The organism is Erwinia aeris (assembly GCF_041224955.1).
Taxonomy (GTDB): Bacteria; Pseudomonadota; Gammaproteobacteria; order Enterobacterales; family Enterobacteriaceae; genus Erwinia; species Erwinia aeris.
Map to the genome: position 1 here is coordinate 441,088 of NZ_JBGFFX010000001.1, position 17,512 is coordinate 458,599.

Sequence of the window (17,512 nt, forward strand, 5' to 3'; positions counted from 1 at the left end):
ATGGCAACGCAGAGCACATGGGAAGGGTACTCTGCGTTTTTTACCTTTATTGAAAGTAACCAGCGGTTCAACTAAACCGCCGCCATCCTGCAACGGCTTTCTCCCGTGCCTGCTACTTACCTGTCTGCTTCAAAATCTCAGCCAGCTGCGCGCGGTGCTCGCCGTCAATCTCCCGAGCGGCGGAATAACCGGCGTTCAGCAGAATGGTTTCATTCAGCCCCACCAGCCAGTCATAGATATAGTAGGCGGCATGGTTATTAGGCTTCAGCGCCAGCTTTGTCAGCCGCTGGCCCGGCCCCAGGCTGGCGGCCTGGGTTTCCGGACGGGCGAAGATCTTCTGGCCACGATTGATTTTACTGTCGGGGCGCGCCGACTCTGGCAGATGCTGGAAGCCGAGCCAGGCGACGAAATCGCCCAGCACGCTCAGCGCGCGGGAGACCTGGCGATCGGCCAGCATCTCGGCCGGGGTATTCGCCGCATCTTTATCCGTCAGGATTTTCACCAGCGCGCCTTCAATATCCAGACGAATACTGGCCGTGGTCAGCTCTTCGGTCAGCATCTCCAGCGTGGGGCGCGTCACGCCCAGCAGCTCCAGCAGCGCGTCCTGTTCGGGCAGCTGTCCCAGCAGGTTGATCCAGTAACGGTAGACCTGTTGCGCAAAGCCATTTTCCGCTTCGCTCTCCTCGCCCGTTTGCTGCGCATCCAGCGGCAGCGGTAAAGGATCGTTGCTCAACAGATCGATACTCATTCCAATGCCGAAGGGATCCTCTTCCGTCAGGGCATACTCTTCGTTGCTGCGGCGCTCGGCGGGGTGTTGCTGCTGCATAAACAGGTGACGCAGCGTTTCGCGCGTCGGCAGCAGCCGCTCCAGCAGCTCGCCGTGCACGCCGGTTCTGGTTTGCAACGCCTTCAGCAGCGATTCGGCAACGCGCAGGCGGGCCTCCGGCTCCTCTTTTTCCGCCGCCAGATACCAGCGGCCCAGCAGGTTATCGCTCAGCTCGCGACGGATCTCGCTGAGCTGTTCCTGCAAGCGCGTCATTTTGTTTTCGCGGCTGACTTCGCTGGTCAGCCAGCCCGCCATCCGCTTCACGCCCTTATCGTCCATCGTCAGCATGGTGCCCCAGGCATCGCCGGGATTGCCCACGTAGCGCTGTACGGCGGCGTCGTGGTTCTGACCGTGCGTAATACGCTGGTCAAAAGGCGTCAGCGCCCAGATTAGCGCAGGTTTGCGGCCGCTGTGCGGCTGGCCCTGGGTCTGCTTCACCCAGTTGTCCAGCACACGGCCCACGATGCGGGTATCCGCGCGCTGGCTGGAAGCGTTACAGACCATCAGCAAGTCGACATCCTGCCGTTCTGCGGCGCGGGTTAACAGGAAAGGACGCTTGGCGGTGGTAAAGGCCAGCGCCAGTTCGTGCGCGCTGTCATCCGGCAGAACTGACGGTTCTTCAAAACCGGGAAAGTCCAGCAGATCGACCTGTTCAAACAGGTTTTCACGCGGCGCGCTGTAGAACGGCAGCAGCACTTCGCGGCTCAGCAGGTTCAGCTCGCCCAGCGCCAGGTTAACCGGCCTCAGGCTGCGGCCGTTATGCTGCGGCACTACCTGAATAACGCGATCCGATGAGGCGTTAAAATAGCGCAGGCCGCTGCTGTTTAATACGCTCAGGCCGGGATCGTCCACCGTGCTGATGGGCGCCAGCACGCGTCGCGCGCCGGAAAGATGATGCAGCACGTGCGCCAGCTGGCGATAAAGCGCGGAAAGATCGCGGTCTTCATTCCACAGCAGGGAAAAGAGGCGGGCGCGATCGTCCACGCCCAGCATCGGCGCCAGCTCCACGGCCTGCGGCCAGAAATGACTTTCCAGCGCCTTGCTGCGGCAAATCTGGGCGGCGTTCAGACGGTGCCACAGCGCCACCACGTTATTGCTGCTCATGCCTTCCACGCTCTGCGCCTGGCGATAAACGGCGACGCTTTTCATGCGCTCGGCAATCTGCTGCTCATCCAGCGCGATGGTTTCGCTGCCGCTGCGTTTGGCCCAGATTTGCGCCAGCACGCCGGCGATCTCTTCTTCGCTCATCAGCGACAGCTGCACCGGCCATTCGTTATCGGTGCTGGTCTGCCGGCCGCTGAAGCGCATCACCATGGTGGCGCTCTGCTGCTGCGGATTAAGCTGCGCATAGTCAAAGGTGGTATTGCCCAGCGCCAGCTCCATCCGGCCTTTTTCACTGGCGGCCAGCGCGGCGATCAGCCAGGCTTTGCCCGCCTGCGCCAGGCCGAAAAAGCCGACCGCGCACTCATTGCTCGCGGCCTCATTCAGCCGGGTTGCCTTGTTATGCTGATGCCGCAGCCGGACGCCAAGGCGATCCGCTTCCATATTAAGACGTGGGGCGGTGGTACGGGCGCTTTCCAGCCAAATCAGCGCGCGATCGATACCCTTGGTCACGTTTTCCAGTTTTTTGCCGAACTGCCCCGATGGCTTAGGCGTCAACGCTTTCATTTTTTATATACGCTCCCACTGTCAATCCAGTAATGGGTTAATCCTGAGCCGCTGCTGGCCAGCGTATTCAGCCTGAGCCGCAGATGTTCCAGCGGCACGCGGCTGCCGTCGTCCAGCGTTGCCTCGGCAATAGCAAATCTTTCCGGGCCGAATTCGCCTTTGGTTTCCGCCACCGCCAGCTTGATCTTCAGCACCTTGTCGCCTGCCACGCTGCGGGCCAGCTGCGGATCGGCGATCGACAGGGTGTAAAGCGGCGAAGCGGGCCAGCGATCGTTATCCAGCTGCCGGAATCCCAGCGTCAGCGCGCCGCGAACCTGAAAACGCTCGCGTGGGTCGAGCCGGAAATTATCGTCATCCAGATCGATATCGGCATACCAGACGTTCTCGGCGCTCAGGCTGCCGTTACCGTCCAGCATGCCCAGATAGCGAATAGTGGAGTACGGCTGAAAATCACCTGCCTTAAACCAGAAGTTCGCCAGCCTTAAATCCAGCGACAGCAGGCACAGCATAGCGCCGACCGCCGCCGTGGATTTCGGGTTCTCAATCCGGCCCTGTTTGTTAAAGGGATACCAGTCGTTGGTGTGGTAGCCGTCCAGCGACAGAATACGGCTGACCGGCAGCGGCTGGAGATGGCGGAACAGCGCCTGCACGCCAGGGAAGCGCGAAGGGCGACCCGTCAGCAGCAGCACATCGCAGTCATACACGGCGACCACTTCCGACATCGAGCGCAGGCTCTGGGTAATATTCATACGCGGCGACAGGAACTCCGCATGAAGCTTGCTCAGCCTGACCACCAGCGGGACACGCAGCAGATCGAAAGCTTCCGCCTCGTTCGGCAGCTCGCGCTGGATCTCGCGGTTGATATAGTCGAGCAGCTTTTGCGTCGGCGCCTGGGCCAGCAGCTCGCCAAAGCGGGCATCCAGCTCGGCGTTCAGCTCCAGCGGATCGAATTTTTCATAGGCTTCCAGAATCGCCTGGCCTACCGGAATGAAAATTTGCAGCGTAACCTGCTGACGCAGCGTGGAATGTCCGTCCAGACGACCTTCATGGCCGAACAGCCGCGTCATTACGCCTTCCGGGTTCACCATACCGGCTTCTTTGAACGCGTGCTGCAAGGCGGGCAGCACGTAAAGCTGGATCACATCCAGCAGAATGTCGTCGCCGGCCTGCTTAAAGCCTTCGCGGAACAGCAGGCGCGGCATAATCTTCACGTTGTTGCCGACGCCGTCATCCAGGCGATACTGGGTGATCGCCAGATCGGTGGTGCCGCCGCCGATATCAATGGAGGCGATACGCAGCGTTTTGCCCACCGGCTCGTCGGGCGCGCGAACGCGATCGGGGCGCGCCATGCTGACAAAGAACGCCTCGGCGCGACCGCCGAAGTTCACCTGCGTTTCGTTATAGAGATAAACCATCTGGCCGCAGGTCGCTTCGTCCCATTCCATCTGGACTTCCGGCACCGGCACGCTGCTTTTTGCCTTGTCTTTGGCGCTGGTAAAGTCGTCATCCGCCGGATGCCAGCCCATCGCTTTCCAGATCAGCGCGATCGCTTCCTGCATCCGACGACGGAAAATCTCGCGCTCCGGTTTAGGCATAGCGGAAGGCAGCGTCAGGATAATATTACGCAGCTGGCGCGGCGCGCTGCTGTGCAGCATCTTCTGGCGCTGCAGCGCGCTGTTCATTTGCAGCAGCGCCTGCGCCAACAGTTCGCCAAGCATAAACGTCATTACGGAACTACGGCTGTACTGCGGCGTAAAGACCGGCAGGCGCTCCTCCAGCGGCTGGCTGAACAGCGGCTCGCCTTCGTCATTAACCAGATTAGTCAGCGGCGCGGCGGTTGCCAGCGGCTCCAGCGCGGCGTTGCCCGGCGTGCGGCTGAAGCGCCAGCCTGGCGTGTAGGCATCCTCATCCCAAAGATAGCGGCGCGGGCTGGAAATGCCGGTTGCGCCTTCCGTGCCTAAACGCTGCAGCGCCAGGTTGCTCGCCTCGCGGCCTACGCGGGTAATCGAAGGCCAGATAAAGGCGTCATCGCGTCCGCTTTCCATCGAGAAGTTCTGCTTGCCAAAGCTGGCCTGGGCAAATTCAACGCGGCTCTCGAACAGCTCGTTATAGACGCGGTGCGGCGTGCCCAGATCCCGCAGATGCAGCTCATAGGTGTGCTTGAGGCCGTGATGATCGTCAACGTGATCTTCCACCATAATGCCGCAGGTATGCGAGTTGCCAACGTCCAGGATCAAATCGACCGGGATGGCCGGCTCCTGTAGCGTGGCGGCGCTGATCTTCAGCTCCGGCATCGCCAGCTGGTGGCCGAGCATATGCAGAATATTCAGGTAATGGGCCTGGTATTCGAATTCGCGCAGCGCTGTGCGGATATTAACCTGCGGACGCTGCTCGACGGCGGCGGCCTGCTGGCTGAAGACCTCGCGCAGCCAGCCGTCGATCCAGGTATGATCCAGAAACTCGCCCAGCTCGTTGCTGCGATAAGCCAGCGCGAAGCTGACGCCGTTTTTGACGTCGCTCTCCACCAGCGCCAGCGACTCGTCTTCGCCTTCCTGCCAGGTGCGGGTTTCGAAAGCCAGGCAAATGCGATGCGTCTTGCCGTTTTGATCGGGCTTATCCAGCGCGACAATCTGCACGCGCGCCCAGTTATCAGGCCCGCCGATAAAAGTGCGGGGCGGATTAAAGCGAAAGAAGGGCAGCGGCAGCCACACGCCGTCCAGCAGCGCCAGCGACTGCGCCAGCGGGAAACTAAACTCGGGCTTCACCACTTCCGGCATGCCGCCCACCGCGATCGGCAGCAAATATTTGCCGCTCTGCGCGTTAAAGTTCAGACGCAGCAGCGGGCCGTTGGCCGTCTGGCGGACAAATTTGCCCGGCAAATCGTTTTCCGGATCCGGCGTCAGGGCAAAATCCAGGAACTGGATGCCGCTGTTCTGAATCAGCGTCATGTTCGGTTTAAAATCTGCGGTCGCCAGCATCATTATTTACTCTCGCGCTTCATCGTCATCGGTAATACGGTATCGGCATCATATTGGCCGCTACAGGCGGCGGCGGTGCCTTCGGCGCCCTGTACACAGGTCAGCTCGGGCATGTGGTAGCGCGAACCGTCGCTGCATTTTGCTCGGGTGCGGCTATTGATTACCAGGTTGCCGGATTTCATCACGCCCGCGTAGACCTCCACGCGACAAACCGTGCCGTCGCCCTGGGTCATCTGCGCCTGGCCTTTGCCGTTGCGCAGCTGATAGCGCAGCACGGGCGGCTTGCCGGTGAGCGGGGTTTTAATGCCGACAATCACGCGCCAGTTGCCGTTAAGGAAACGGGTAGAGCCTAGCTTGACCGCGTCCGCAGGCAGCACTAAATCATCTTTACCCGCAGGCACGGCAGGCGGCTGTTCAACCGGGGCTGGCGTGGTCTCAGCAGCGGACTGCGCCGGCGTCACCGTAACGGCCGCGACGCTGGCGGGTGCTACCGGCAGCGCAACGGCAGACTGCTTAACCGCATCAGCAGCAGGCTGCGTTTCGGCAGGTTGTTTAGCCGCATCGGCAGCCGGCTTCGTCTCAGCGGTTTGTTTAGCCGGTTCGGCAGCAGATTGCTTGATATCAGCAGCGGTTTTCTCGGGCGCAACCGCAGGTTTCGGCTCATTTACGTTCGCGGCTTGTGACGCTGTCACTTCCTGACGCATGGCGGAAAAATAGTTTTTCATCTGCACGCCAAACACAACCAGCAGCGCGGCAGCAGGCAGTATCCAGCCATAGCGCAGCAGGTTTTGCTTAGCCGTATTTTTCACAGGCTCGGGTTTAACGGGCGCTGATGCAGCGGGCGGCGGCTCAGGCGCATTTTCCGGCTCGGCGGAGGTCTGATAAGCCGCAATGGCAGGTGTAACGACAGGCGTAACGACAGGCGCGACGGCGGCAGCGACAGGCGGCGCGCTTACCGCAGGCGCGACGGCAACCACCGGCGCGGCCGCCGTCATTTTCGACAGCGTCAACGGCACTTCTTCTTCGACGGCGCGCAGACAATCCAGCGGATCCAGCTGGCCTTTTTTCTCAAGGCTGACAAATCCCCAGAAGGTCAGAACGGGTTTGCCGCCGACCAGATAGACAAAGTTTTGATCGGGAAACTGAATCGCTTTAGCCAGCAGCGCGCCAAAAAGTTTCTGACTGTTTTTATCCGACTGCAGCGCACGCTGGCACAGGTCGGCCACCGTTTGCTGACAGGCAACCAGCTGATTTAACGCGTGCGCGCGTGCGCTGTCGCTGGCCGCAGCCCAGGAGATAACTTTGCCGGAAATGGGCGAATACCAGTCCAGACGGTCACCGGCATCGTTGGGTTGAGGGATAGCCAGGCAGTCAGCTATCTGCTGCTGTTTCCGCAGGCGCAGCGTCTCGCGCAGCTGCAGGGCTGATAAATAAACGGGCTGACCGTTTTCGCCAAGAGGCAGAACCGCGTCCAGGCTTCCGCTGCGTAAAAATAGTTTAGCCACGCAAAGACCTTTTTTAGTCAGGATTCAATAAGTTTTAATCCAAATTTCTATTTACTGTAGTCGAGTGGACTTAAATCAAATGCAGAAATAAGAGGGTAAAGCGTGTTTTACTCAGCTCATGACGCAAAAAAAAGTCAGGAACAGGTTAATTTTTAAGGAAAATAGCTGGAAAAAGCAGCGCCTATCGCAATAACAGGCGCGGCCGAGGTTAATTTTTTACCCAAAGTGCCGATAACGATTTTGTGACGAATACCATAAATATGACAAAAGGTTACAACATGATCGGCTCTACCAAATCGGGGATATTATCCTGGCTGAAATCCAACGCCAGCCATTTACGCGCAACGCTCAGCTCGCTGAACAACGCCATCGCCATGATCGAATTTACGCCACAGGGTCATATCCTGACGGCAAATGCACTTTTTTTAGAGACAATGGGCTACAAACTGAGCGAAATCGTTGGCAAGCATCATCGGCTTTTCTGTACCGACGAGCTGATTCACTCGCCGGAATATGGTCAGTTCTGGCAGCGCCTTGCGCGTGGCGAAAGTTTCAGCGATAAGTTCCTGCGGCTGGCAAAAAATCAGCGCCCGATCTGGCTTGAAGCTAACTATGTGCCGGTACAGGATCGCCACGGCCGGGTGATTAAAATCGTTAAGCTAGCCTCCGATATTACTAGCCATATTCAGGATGCGCAGGAGCAGCGGGCGATGACGACTGCTATCAGCCGCTCAATGGCGGTGATTGCTTTTAACCTGAAGGGTGAAGTATTACGCGCCAACCAGAACTTTTTAAAAACCACCGGCTATAGCCATGAGCAAATTATCGGGCGTCATCACCGCATGTTTTGCGCGCCGGAAGTGTATAATAGCCGTGAATACAGCGAGTTCTGGCACAAGCTGCAAAAGGGCGACTTTGTCGCCGGGCAATTCCCCCGCGTTAACAGCAAGGGCGAAACGATTTGGCTACGCGCCACCTATAACCCGATTTTCGATGCTAACAACGAGCTTTATGAGGTTGTCAAATTCGCTACCGACGTAACGGCACAGGTAGAGAAAAACCAGCAGGAGCGCGAAGCGGTCGATCACGCGTATAAAGCGGCGGTGGAAACCAGTCAAAACACGCGGCTCGGCGTCAGCGTGATTGAAAACAGCGTGGCGCGCATGAACGAAGTCGCCAGCGAGATGCATAAAGTCTCAGGAGACATCAACGGCCTTAGCTCCCAGTCCGCGCAAATTGGCGAGATAGTGGAAACGATCCGTTCTATTGCCAATCAGACCAACCTGCTGGCGTTAAACGCCGCCGTTGAAGCGGCCAGAGCGGGCACGCATGGACGCAGCTTTGCGGTCGTGGCTAACGAGGTGCGCAGCCTGGCGGCCAATATCAATAGCGCCAGCCAGGAGATCGCGAGCGTGGTCGATCGTAACCAGCAGCTGGCACAGCTGGCGCAAAAAAATATTACCGCAAACCTGGCGCGGGCCGACAGCGGCGTGGCGCTGGTAAAAGAAGCGGGCGACGTTATCGTAAATATTCAGAACAACTCCGAGCAGGTGGTTGACGCCATCGGCAACGTGACGCAGCATCTGACCAAATAGCGGCTTCATCTTCCGGCGGGCTGCCGCAATAGTGGACATATTGCGGCGCAGATCGTCAATTTTTACATCCTGATACACTCCCTGCCGCTAATGACTCGTTTCGCTCCCTGACCATCCGGCGAGCTTTGCTAAACTCAGTCCGTTAACGAAACAGAGGAAGAGAGCATGAAAATCAAAAGCTATGCAGCGATGGAAGCCGGTAAGGCCCTGGAGCTGTATGAGTATGATGCGCCGGAGCTGAGCGCCGAGGAAGTGGAAGTCGAAGTGGAATATTGCGGCGTCTGCCATTCCGATCTCTCAATGATCGATAACGAGTGGGGCATCTCACGCTATCCGACTATTGCCGGCCATGAAGTGATTGGTCGCGTGTCCGCCATGGGCGAAGCAGCGAAGTCCAAAGGGCTTTCCGTTGGCCAGCGCGTGGGCATTGGCTGGACGGCGAAAAGCTGTCAGCACTGCGACGCCTGTATTAATGGCGAGCAGGTTAACTGCGAGCAGGGTTCAATCCCTACCATTCTGAACAACGGCGGCTTTGCCGAGAAGCTTCGCGCCGACTGGCAATGGGTTATTCCGCTGCCGGAAAACCTGGACGCGGCGACCGCTGGCCCGCTGCTGTGCGGCGGCATCACCGTCTTTAAACCGCTGCTGATGAGCAACGTCACGGCGACCAGCCGCGTGGGCGTCATCGGCATTGGTGGCCTGGGCCATATCGCTATCAAGATCCTGCGCGCGATGGGCGCGGAAGTGGTGGCGTTCAGCTCCACGCCAGATAAAAAGCAGTCCATCCTGGAAATGGGCGCTGACGAGGTCATCAACAGCCGCGATCCGGAAGCGCTGAAAAGCCAGGCGGGCCGTTTCGATCTGATTATCAGCACTGTAGCAGTGGATCTGGACTGGAAACCTTACTTCGACGCGCTGGCGCCGCAGGGCAAATTCCACACCGTGGGCGCCGTGCTGAAACCGTTTGAAGTCTCCGCTTTCCAGCTAATTATGGGCGATAAAGCGTTGACCGGCTCGTCTACCGGTTCTCCGGGCCAGCTGCGCTCGCTGCTGAAGCTGGCGTCACGCCGCGATATCGCGCCGCGCGTGGAGTATTTCCCGATGTCAAAAATCAATGAAGCGCTGGATCACGTGCGCGCCGGTAAGGCGAACTATCGTGTGGTGCTGAAAGCGGATTTCTGATGCGGTCTTTTAGCTGCTGATATGCTGAACGGCGACCCTGCGGTCGCCGTTTTTTTTAGCCTGCCCTGGCCGGATACAACCATGATGTGTACTTAGCCCTGGCCTGCGTCCGTTTCAGTAAAAGCAGGGGTCTTCAGGCCGGTGGAGTAGGCTACCTTTTTTACTTTTTCCGGCGTGGTGGTCACTTTTACCGCCGGGATAGTGACACGCCCAAAGCCGAGCAGGGTAGGGACATAGCCGCCAACCTGGTGCTCGCCTGCGGGCAAATGCAGTTGCAGGCTCTGACCGCGGATCAGCGCGCCGGCATCTTTACCGTCCACTGTGACATAAACGGCAGAGCCGTCATCGGTACGGCTGGTCACGTGGGAAACGTCAACCTGAGTTGGCCCCGTGGAGAAATCTTCGGCCGAAACCACGGCCGGGCCTTTAAAGAAATCTTTAGCCGATGCCGTTATCGATGTTGTGGCCGGTTCATCTTTCTTGTGGCTGGTGCAGCCGGTCAGGGTTATGGCGGCCATCGCTACGGCCAGGGTGAAACGACAGATCATTATACCTCACTATCCTCTACGGCTTTTAAGGCGCTATTTTAGCGCCTGGCCGCGTCTGAAAACAGTCAGGTCTCTTCTTAAAATGTGCCTTATCGCATTTTTTAACCGGCGCAGACAAAGACCTGACGTGCCTGAGCAGGCAAGATCTCAGTTTTCCGATAATCGTGATGGATAAAAACCGGCTAACGGGAGTCATGATCGCACTTTAGTTACATCATACTAAAGGTGCTGATAATAATCCCATACCTGAACCCCAGAGATAACACGCATTCATACAGGCTAAAACGCAGCTAAATCAGATACAGACTATCAGTAAGAAAGGCATTTTTTGCGGGTAAAGTGCCGCTTCGAATCAGGAACGAAGCGGCAAATGGCTTAACCTATCACCTTATTTCTTCCCGCCAGCGGCGCAATCGCCACCTGTAACAGGCTTAACGCAATCATAAACAGCAGCGGGGCCGACCAGCTGTCAAAATGCTCGTGCAGCACGCCGAAAACCAGCGGGCCCAGCGCGGCCAGACCGTAACCTACGCATTGTGCCATGCCTGATAAGCGCGAAGCCTGATGATGATCGCCCGAACGCAGACCAAACAGAGAAAGGCTTATCACCAAAGAGGCGCCCGCGCCCAGTCCGGCAATAATCAACCAAAACACGGCCAGGGCAGGGAACAGATAAAGGCCGCACAGCCCGGTAAAAATTGCCAGCGAAGCCAGCAGGGCGATAGCGCGCTGATCGGCCAGGCGTTTCAGCGCCCGCATACAGGCAAGATTGGCGACGATTGCCACAATCTGATAGAGAAACAGCAGCCAGCCGGCGGCAAACTGGCTGAATCCTTGCGCCTCAGCCCAGGGCGTAAACCACGCAATCAGCGTGTAAAAGGCCAGCGACTGCAATCCCATAAACAGCGAAACCTGCCAGCCTAATGCGGCACGCCACGGCGAGCGCAGCGTAGAAACCGCCAGCGGTGTGCGCGTCGTTTGTCGTTGCCGGGCGCGTTTCAGCAGCGGTAGCCAGGCCGCCAGCGCGATGGCCGCCGGGATCAGCCAGACGGCCAGCGAAAAAAACCAGCCCGCATTCGTTAACGATGCCAGCGGCACCGCGATACCGGAAGCCAGGCTGGCGGTAATCGACATGACACAGGCATAAAGACCGATATAGCGGGCGGAATGCCGGGCGAAATCACGCTTAATCAGCGGCGGCAGCAGCACGTTGGCGGCGGCAATACCACCGCTCAGGATCGCCGTGCCCAGCCATAGCGCAGCGCTGCTGCCGGCAATGCGCAGAGCGGAACCGGATAAGATCAGCCAGACCGCGAGCCACAGCGTTTTCTCCAGTCCAAAGCGATTGCCTGACCACGCTGCAGGTGGCGCGAGCAGGGCAAACATCATCAGCGGAATAAAATTAAGCAGGCCAGCGTCGGTAGCCGTCAGGCTAAAGGTCAGGCGAATATCTTCCAGCACCGGGCCAATCGACGTCAGGGGGGCGCGCAAACAGGCTGCGGTAAGCAGTAAAACAGTAAGGAAAAAACCGGAACGGGTAAAAATTGGGGACATTATCGACATCGCAAAAAGAGCAGGCGCGGCCCGCTGATTATGCGTTGGTTGACGTTAACGCTTACGCAACCGAGCTGGCCCGGCTGTCTGGGCGCTATGTTAACGGCTAAAAAGCGCCGTTGTAAACCTTTTCAGAATGCCCTTATGTAGCCGGTTTACCCGTCATGGCTTACGTCTTACAAAATCCTGAAAAGTTCATTAATAGTCTTTTACATAAGAAATAAAAAAAATTATAGTTCTCATTCGCATTTGTAGATGGCCGTATCATTCGGCGATCGCCGGGGTAGCAGCGTCGGTAAAAGCGTTCCATAAAACAAAAATCACAGTGGCTAAACGGCTCAGGCCGTTAATGACAAGATCGAGGTAGTGATGTTTTTTGCTCAGCACATTAACAGGGAAATCCGCCGGCACGGCGGCGTAGCCACTTCTTACTCCATCGTCGCCGCGCTGGTCGCCGTGGCGTTACAGATGCCTCAGGCAGCAGCGGCGGAAACCGCAGAACAAACGCTTACGGTGAGCGCCGCGTCAGATAATGTCACCGATACCTCCGCTACCGATTACAGCGTTCCCGTCACCTCTTCGGGCACCAAAATGCCGATGATTGCGCGCGATATTCCCCAGTCAGTCAGTATTATCAGCAAGCAGCGCATGGAAGATCAGCAGCTGCAATCGCTGGGCGATGTGTTGAACAATACAACGGGCGTGATGCAGTCCGTAGCGGATATGGATCGCCGCACCTATTACTCGCGTGGCTTCCTGATCGACAACTATATGGTCGATGGCATCCCGACCGTATTTGAAGGGCGCTGGAATCTGGGCGACGCCCAGTCTGATACGGCACTGTACGAGCGTATCGAAGTCGTACGTGGCGCAACCGGCCTGATGACCGGCGCGGGCAACCCTTCCGCCGCGGTCAATATGGTGCGCAAACATGCGGACAGCAAAACCGCGACGGGCGAGCTTTCCGCCACTTACGGCAGCTGGGACAAGCAGCGTTACGTAGCCGATCTCTCTTCGCCGCTGAGCGAATCCGGCAACGTACGAGGCCGTGTAGTTGCCGGTTATCAGGACAACAACAGCTTCGTTGAGCGCTACGGCGCCGAAAAGAAATTTATCTACGGCGTGGTGGATGCCGATCTGACCGATTACACCACGCTTTCCGTTGGCTATGAATACCAGCAAACCAACGCGGACAGCCCAACCTGGAGCGGCGTGCCTCGCTGGCATAGCGATGGATCGCCCACCGACTATCGTCGCGGCTATAACACGGCGCCAGAGTGGGCCTATAACGATAAAGAAAGCAAAAAGGTTTTTGTTAACCTGAAGCAGCGTTTTGACAATGGCTGGATGCTGACGCTAAACGGCACCCATAACGAAACCTTCCTTGACAGCCGTCAGCTCTATATCGACGGTTTCTTCGATAAGAACACCGGCGCGGGCGTCTCTTCCTATGCGGATTACCCGGTCGTAGGCGGCACCGGTTATAACACCGGTAAACGCAAGGTCGACTCGGTCGATACCTTCGCCAGCGGCCCTTATGAGCTGTTTGGTCGCCAGCACGAGCTGATGGCGGGCGTCAGCTACAGCAAGCAGAAGAACACTTATTACAGCGCTTTTGACAACATTTCCTCAGAGATGCTGGGCGATTTCAACAGTTATAACGGCCAATACCCGGAAACAGAATGGAGCGAGCGAACGCTCGCGCAGGAAGACGTGACGCGTCAGAAATCCGCCTATATGGCAACCCGCATTACCCTGGCCGATCCGCTGCATTTGATCCTCGGCGCGCGCTATACGCGCTGGAGCACCAATACGCTGACCCAGGATATGGAGAAAAACAACATCACGCCGTACGGCGGCCTGGTGTATGACATCAACGAAAACTGGTCAGCCTACGGCAGCTATACCTCGGTATTCCAGCCGCAGACCTATCGTGATATCAACGGCAGCTACCTGTCGCCGGTGGTGGGGAAAAACTACGAGGCAGGCCTGAAGTCTGACTGGATGAACAGCCGCCTCACGACCTCGCTGTCGGTGTTCCGCATCGAACAGGACAACGTAGCCCAGAGCACCGGACAGATCATTGCCGGATCGACCGATACCGCCTACGTAGGCAAATCGGGCACCGTGAGCCGCGGGATTGAATTTGAAGTGAACGGCGCGCTGACCGATAACTGGCAAATGACCGTGGGCGGTACCCGTTATGTAGCGGAAGACAGCGAAGACGAAGCGGTTAACCCTCAGCTGCCGCGCACGTCGCTGAAGCTGTTCACCAGCTATCGTCTGCCGTCGCTCCAGGCGCTGACGGTCGGCGGCGGCGTAAACTGGCAGACGCACGTCTGGAAGGATGTGCCCGCGCCGGAAGGCAACGGCACCTGGCACGCGGAGCAGGGCAGCTATGCGCTGGTGAACCTGTTCAGCCGCTATGAGGTGACTAAGCAGCTGACGCTACAGGCCAATATCAATAACCTGTTTGATAAAGAATATGACACCAGCGTGAACCAATATATCGTTTACGGCGAACCGCGTAATTTCTCATTAACGGCCAGCTATAAGTTCTGATGCGGCACAGATAAAGATAGCTCCTGCGGGAGCTATTTTTTTGCCGGTAAATCAATGCGGGGATCTTTCTCTTTATACTCGGCGGTCATTAATGAACGATCCTCATTACTGCATGCTTAAAACAGTCATTCAACCTTCCTGGCGCCTCTGCTAAAACTAGTTCCCTTTAAAAACCGCTACACGTTAGTCGGGAACGGCTGATCCTTTGCTATCTGAGGCTGCGTGCGCGCTCAGGGAGAAAAACATGAAAATAAATATGGTTATTGATAACGTTATTCTGTTGGCCTCGCTGAATGACAGCGAGGCGGCCAGGGATTTTGCGGCTATGCTGCCGCTAACGCTGGAATTAAACGACTACGCAGCGACTGAAAAAATCAGCGATCTTCCTGCAAAACTCTCAGTAGAGGGATCGCCTGAGGGCACCCGTGCCTTAAAAGGCGATATCGCTTTTTATGCGCCCTGGGGCAATCTGGCTATCTTCTACAAGGATTCTGGCTATGCCGCCGGGCTTGTGACGCTGGGACAGTTGGACAGCATTGAGAAGCTGCCGCTAAACAGATCCTCCTTTATGGCCACCTTTGAGCTGGTCGAAAAAGGGTGAGGGCCGGACAGCGCCACAATTTGTGGGGCATATTATGAAAACCCGGCTTCGCGCCGGGTATATGCCAAAAAATCAGAACGTATAAGAGAGATTAACCTCATAGTTGCGCGGCTGGCCGTAAACGGCGGAGTCGCTTAGCCAGGTATACTCGGTGCGATCAAACAGATTATTGACGTTGGCCTGCACGGCCAGCTGCTTCGTTACCTGGTAGCGGGCAAACAGGTTAGCCAGCGGATAGCTGCCCTGATAAAGCCGTTTGGTTTCGCCGTCCGGGCCGGTTGCGTCCTGGAAAGTGCGGTTCTGCCAGTTTACGCCGCCGCCGACGGTCAGCTGCTGCAGCATCGGCAAACGGTAGCGGGTAAACAGCTTCAGCTGGGTTTGCGGCATCTGGCTGTTGTAGCGCCCGGTGGAGTCCGTCGCGACAAAGCGCGTCGCGCCGAACGTCATTTGCAGATTATCCGTTACCGCGCCGTTCAGCTCGAATTCCGCGCCTCTGCTCACTGCGCCTTTGGTCGCAACATAAGCCTGTTCGCTGGAGCCGTTCACATAATTGTCGCCATCCGCTTCGGCAGCGTTCTCCTGTTCAATACGGAACAGGGCAAAAGTGGCGGTCAGGCGACCATCGTCCCAGGCGGATTTCAGGCCCGCTTCGTAATTTTTACCGGTCACAGGCGAAAGATAGCCGCCGTCTTTGCTGCGATACGTTTGCGGCTGGAAGATCGAGGTATAGCTGGCATAGGCTGACCAGGTATCATTAATGTCATACACCAGCCCGCCGTACGGCGTGATGTTGTTCTTTTTCACATCGCCGCTGCTGCCGGTGGTGCTCCACTGGGTATAGCGCGCGCCGACAATCAGCGACAGCGGATCGGCCAGCGAGAAGCGGGCGGCGCTGTACAGCGCTTTCTGCCTGACCATATCGTCCGCGTTCTGATACCAGTCGCCCCAGGCAGGCTCGTCCGCATCGCCGTTCCAGCCGTCGTGGAAGCTGCCGATCTGGCCTTCGTCGTAAGGGCCGTCGGCGCTGTAGGTCGCATTATGCTGACGGCTGTAGCTTCCGCCCACCACCAGCTCGTGCTGGCGGCCAAACAGCCTGAACGGGCCGCTGGCATAGGTATCGAAAGCATCCAGCTTGCGCTTGCCTCTGTCCTTGCTGCCGAAGCCAGTCGTGCCTTCGCCCGTTTGTTCATCCGGCCACTGCTGCAAATAAAGCAGCTTGTCGTTAAAGGTTTCTTCCGCATGGGTGCCGTCGGCGCGGAAGATCCAGCCGTTGTCGAACTGATGGCTGAGATTAGCGAACACTTTGCGCGAGTCCACGCTATAGCGCGTCCAGTCCGCCGCCGTACTGGTGCTGCGATCGTAATGCGTGCGCGTGCCGTTGCTGTACCAGGTCGGCAGGCCGCCCCAGGTTGGATTGCCGGTATGGGTCTGCTGATAGTCATAGCCGAGCGAAACCGTGGTGCTGTCGGTCACATCGGCATCGATAACCCCGTAGATAAATTTTTTAGTTTTATGGTAGCGATCCAGCCAGCTGTCGCCATCCTGATAGCCCGCCACCACGCGGCCGCGCACGTTGCCGGACTCGCTCAGCGGGCCGGAAGCGTCAACCACGTAGCGCTGCTTGTTCCAGCTGCCGTAGCTGGCCGACACGTTGCCGGTAAAGGTTTTGCTGTCGGCATGTTTGCGCACCATATTAACCGAAGCGGCAGGGCTGCCTGCGCCCGTCATCAGGCCAGTCGCGCCGCGCACCACTTCAATACGCTCATAGATGGCGGTATCTTCCGCCGCATCGCCAAAGTTCCAGGTATCGCTGACGGAGGTCGGAATATCGTCGTAGGTAAAATTAGTGATCTGGAAGCCGCGTGAAAAATAAGCGGAGCGTTCGCTATCGATAACCTCGCTGGCGATGCCGGTGGTGTTATCCAGTACGTCGCCGACCGACTGCAAATTTTGATCCGCCATACGCTGCTTCGTTACCACGCTGAGCGACTGCGGCACGTCGCGCGGCGTCATCAGCATTTTTGTGCCGGCGCGCGTGGTTTTAACGCTGTAATCCTGCTGTTCGCTGGCGCTGCCGTCGTCAGAAGCCGCGTTAACGACCATAGCAGACTCTTCGGCCAGGGCCGGAGTGAGCAGGGCGTGGATAGCCAGCGCCAGCAACGAGACGGTAAATACCGGCGCTCGCGCACCGTTTCCCCTGAGGTTTAAAAACATAAAATTCTCACAATAGGCCACTGCTTTTTATTGTCCGGTGGGACGTGCATTCACGGCGCTCCGGCTGCGCCACGCAGCGGGGAGATCGCAGTGAGAATGTTAATGATAAGTATTTGCTTTTAAGTAGTCTCTAAACAACCTGTCAGCAAAGTGTAACAACTTGTTATTTTTACAGGGAAAACTCATTAGCCGTGCCGCTTCATCCCGTCTGACGCATGGCGCAGATTTACATCTCCTTTGCTAATGCGTATGCTTCTCATTCTTTTTATCGGCTATCAG

General features: G+C 57.4%; 10 protein-coding genes. 4 read left to right on the forward strand and 6 right to left on the reverse strand.

The window, feature by feature from the left end; all coding sequences use genetic code 11:
- Positions 1-112: 112 nt before the first annotated feature.
- Genes AB6T85_RS02170 through AB6T85_RS02180 form a run of 3 tightly spaced genes read right to left on the reverse strand, consistent with a single transcriptional unit; the run spans position 113 to position 6,977 of the window.
- Positions 113-2,494, reverse strand: a complete 2,382-nt coding sequence (locus AB6T85_RS02170; RefSeq protein WP_253454033.1) for a virulence factor SrfC family protein — start codon at positions 2,492-2,494, stop codon at positions 113-115.
- Entirely contained in the window at positions 2,491-5,472 is a 2,982-nt protein-coding gene (locus AB6T85_RS02175) for a virulence factor SrfB (protein ID WP_253460964.1), read from the reverse strand. The genes AB6T85_RS02170 and AB6T85_RS02175 overlap by 4 nt, the downstream gene beginning before the upstream one ends.
- A 2-nt stretch (positions 5,473-5,474) precedes the next feature.
- On the reverse strand, positions 5,475-6,977 hold the full coding sequence (locus tag AB6T85_RS02180) for an SrfA family protein (protein ID WP_301250764.1): 1,503 nt from the start codon (positions 6,975-6,977) through the stop codon (positions 5,475-5,477).
- A 278-nt stretch (positions 6,978-7,255) separates the two neighbouring features.
- Here AB6T85_RS02180 and AB6T85_RS02185 point away from each other — a divergent pair, with 278 nt between their 5' ends.
- Both AB6T85_RS02185 and ahr read left to right on the forward strand, forming a co-directional pair.
- Complete coding sequence (locus AB6T85_RS02185) at positions 7,256-8,572, forward strand: methyl-accepting chemotaxis protein (protein WP_253460967.1); 1,317 nt, start codon at positions 7,256-7,258, stop codon at positions 8,570-8,572.
- Positions 8,573-8,737: 165 nt separating this feature from the next.
- Positions 8,738-9,754, forward strand: a complete 1,017-nt coding sequence (gene ahr, locus AB6T85_RS02190) for an NADPH-dependent aldehyde reductase Ahr (protein ID WP_253454038.1) — start codon at positions 8,738-8,740, stop codon at positions 9,752-9,754.
- A 92-nt stretch (positions 9,755-9,846) separates the two neighbouring features.
- Here the strand turns inward: ahr and AB6T85_RS02195 are convergent, their stop codons facing one another.
- Both AB6T85_RS02195 and AB6T85_RS02200 read right to left on the reverse strand, forming a co-directional pair.
- Positions 9,847-10,302: a hypothetical protein gene (locus tag AB6T85_RS02195; protein ID WP_253454040.1), complete on the reverse strand. Its 456-nt coding sequence runs from the start codon at positions 10,300-10,302 to the stop codon at positions 9,847-9,849.
- A 375-nt stretch (positions 10,303-10,677) separates the two neighbouring features.
- Positions 10,678-11,865: a CynX/NimT family MFS transporter gene (locus tag AB6T85_RS02200; RefSeq protein ID WP_253454042.1), complete on the reverse strand. Its 1,188-nt coding sequence runs from the start codon at positions 11,863-11,865 to the stop codon at positions 10,678-10,680.
- Positions 11,866-12,225: 360 nt separating this feature from the next.
- On the opposite strand from AB6T85_RS02200, the gene fhuE (AB6T85_RS02205) reads away from it, so the two are divergent.
- On the forward strand, positions 12,226-14,418 hold the full coding sequence (gene fhuE, locus AB6T85_RS02205; protein ID WP_301250966.1) for a ferric-rhodotorulic acid/ferric-coprogen receptor FhuE: 2,193 nt from the start codon (positions 12,226-12,228) through the stop codon (positions 14,416-14,418).
- A gap of 244 nt (positions 14,419-14,662) precedes the next feature.
- On the forward strand, positions 14,663-15,019 hold the full coding sequence (locus AB6T85_RS02210; RefSeq protein WP_301250765.1) for a cyclophilin-like fold protein: 357 nt from the start codon (positions 14,663-14,665) through the stop codon (positions 15,017-15,019).
- Positions 15,020-15,091: 72 nt separating this feature from the next.
- Here AB6T85_RS02210 and fhuE (AB6T85_RS02215) read toward each other — a convergent pair whose 3' ends face one another.
- Positions 15,092-17,233, reverse strand: a complete 2,142-nt coding sequence (fhuE, locus tag AB6T85_RS02215) for a ferric-rhodotorulic acid/ferric-coprogen receptor FhuE (protein WP_253454046.1) — start codon at positions 17,231-17,233, stop codon at positions 15,092-15,094.
- Positions 17,234-17,512: the final 279 nt, after the last annotated feature.

Excerpts from the sequence above, each read along its gene's own strand:
- AB6T85_RS02170 (WP_253454033.1), bottom strand. The coding sequence starts at position 2,494 with ATGAAAGCGTTGACGCCTAAGCCATCGGGGCAGTTCGGCAAAAAACTG.
- AB6T85_RS02175 (WP_253460964.1), bottom strand. The coding sequence starts at position 5,472 with ATGCTGGCGACCGCAGATTTTAAACCGAACATGACGCTGATTCAGAAC.
- AB6T85_RS02185 (WP_253460967.1), top strand. The coding sequence starts at position 7,256 with ATGATCGGCTCTACCAAATCGGGGATATTATCCTGGCTGAAATCCAAC.
- ahr (WP_253454038.1), top strand. The coding sequence starts at position 8,738 with ATGAAAATCAAAAGCTATGCAGCGATGGAAGCCGGTAAGGCCCTGGAG.
- AB6T85_RS02195 (WP_253454040.1), bottom strand. The coding sequence starts at position 10,302 with ATGATCTGTCGTTTCACCCTGGCCGTAGCGATGGCCGCCATAACCCTG.
- AB6T85_RS02200 (WP_253454042.1), bottom strand. The coding sequence starts at position 11,865 with ATGTCGATAATGTCCCCAATTTTTACCCGTTCCGGTTTTTTCCTTACT.
- fhuE (WP_301250966.1), top strand. The coding sequence starts at position 12,226 with ATGTTTTTTGCTCAGCACATTAACAGGGAAATCCGCCGGCACGGCGGC.
- AB6T85_RS02210 (WP_301250765.1), top strand. The coding sequence starts at position 14,663 with ATGAAAATAAATATGGTTATTGATAACGTTATTCTGTTGGCCTCGCTG.
- fhuE (WP_253454046.1), bottom strand. The coding sequence starts at position 17,233 with ATGTTTTTAAACCTCAGGGGAAACGGTGCGCGAGCGCCGGTATTTACC.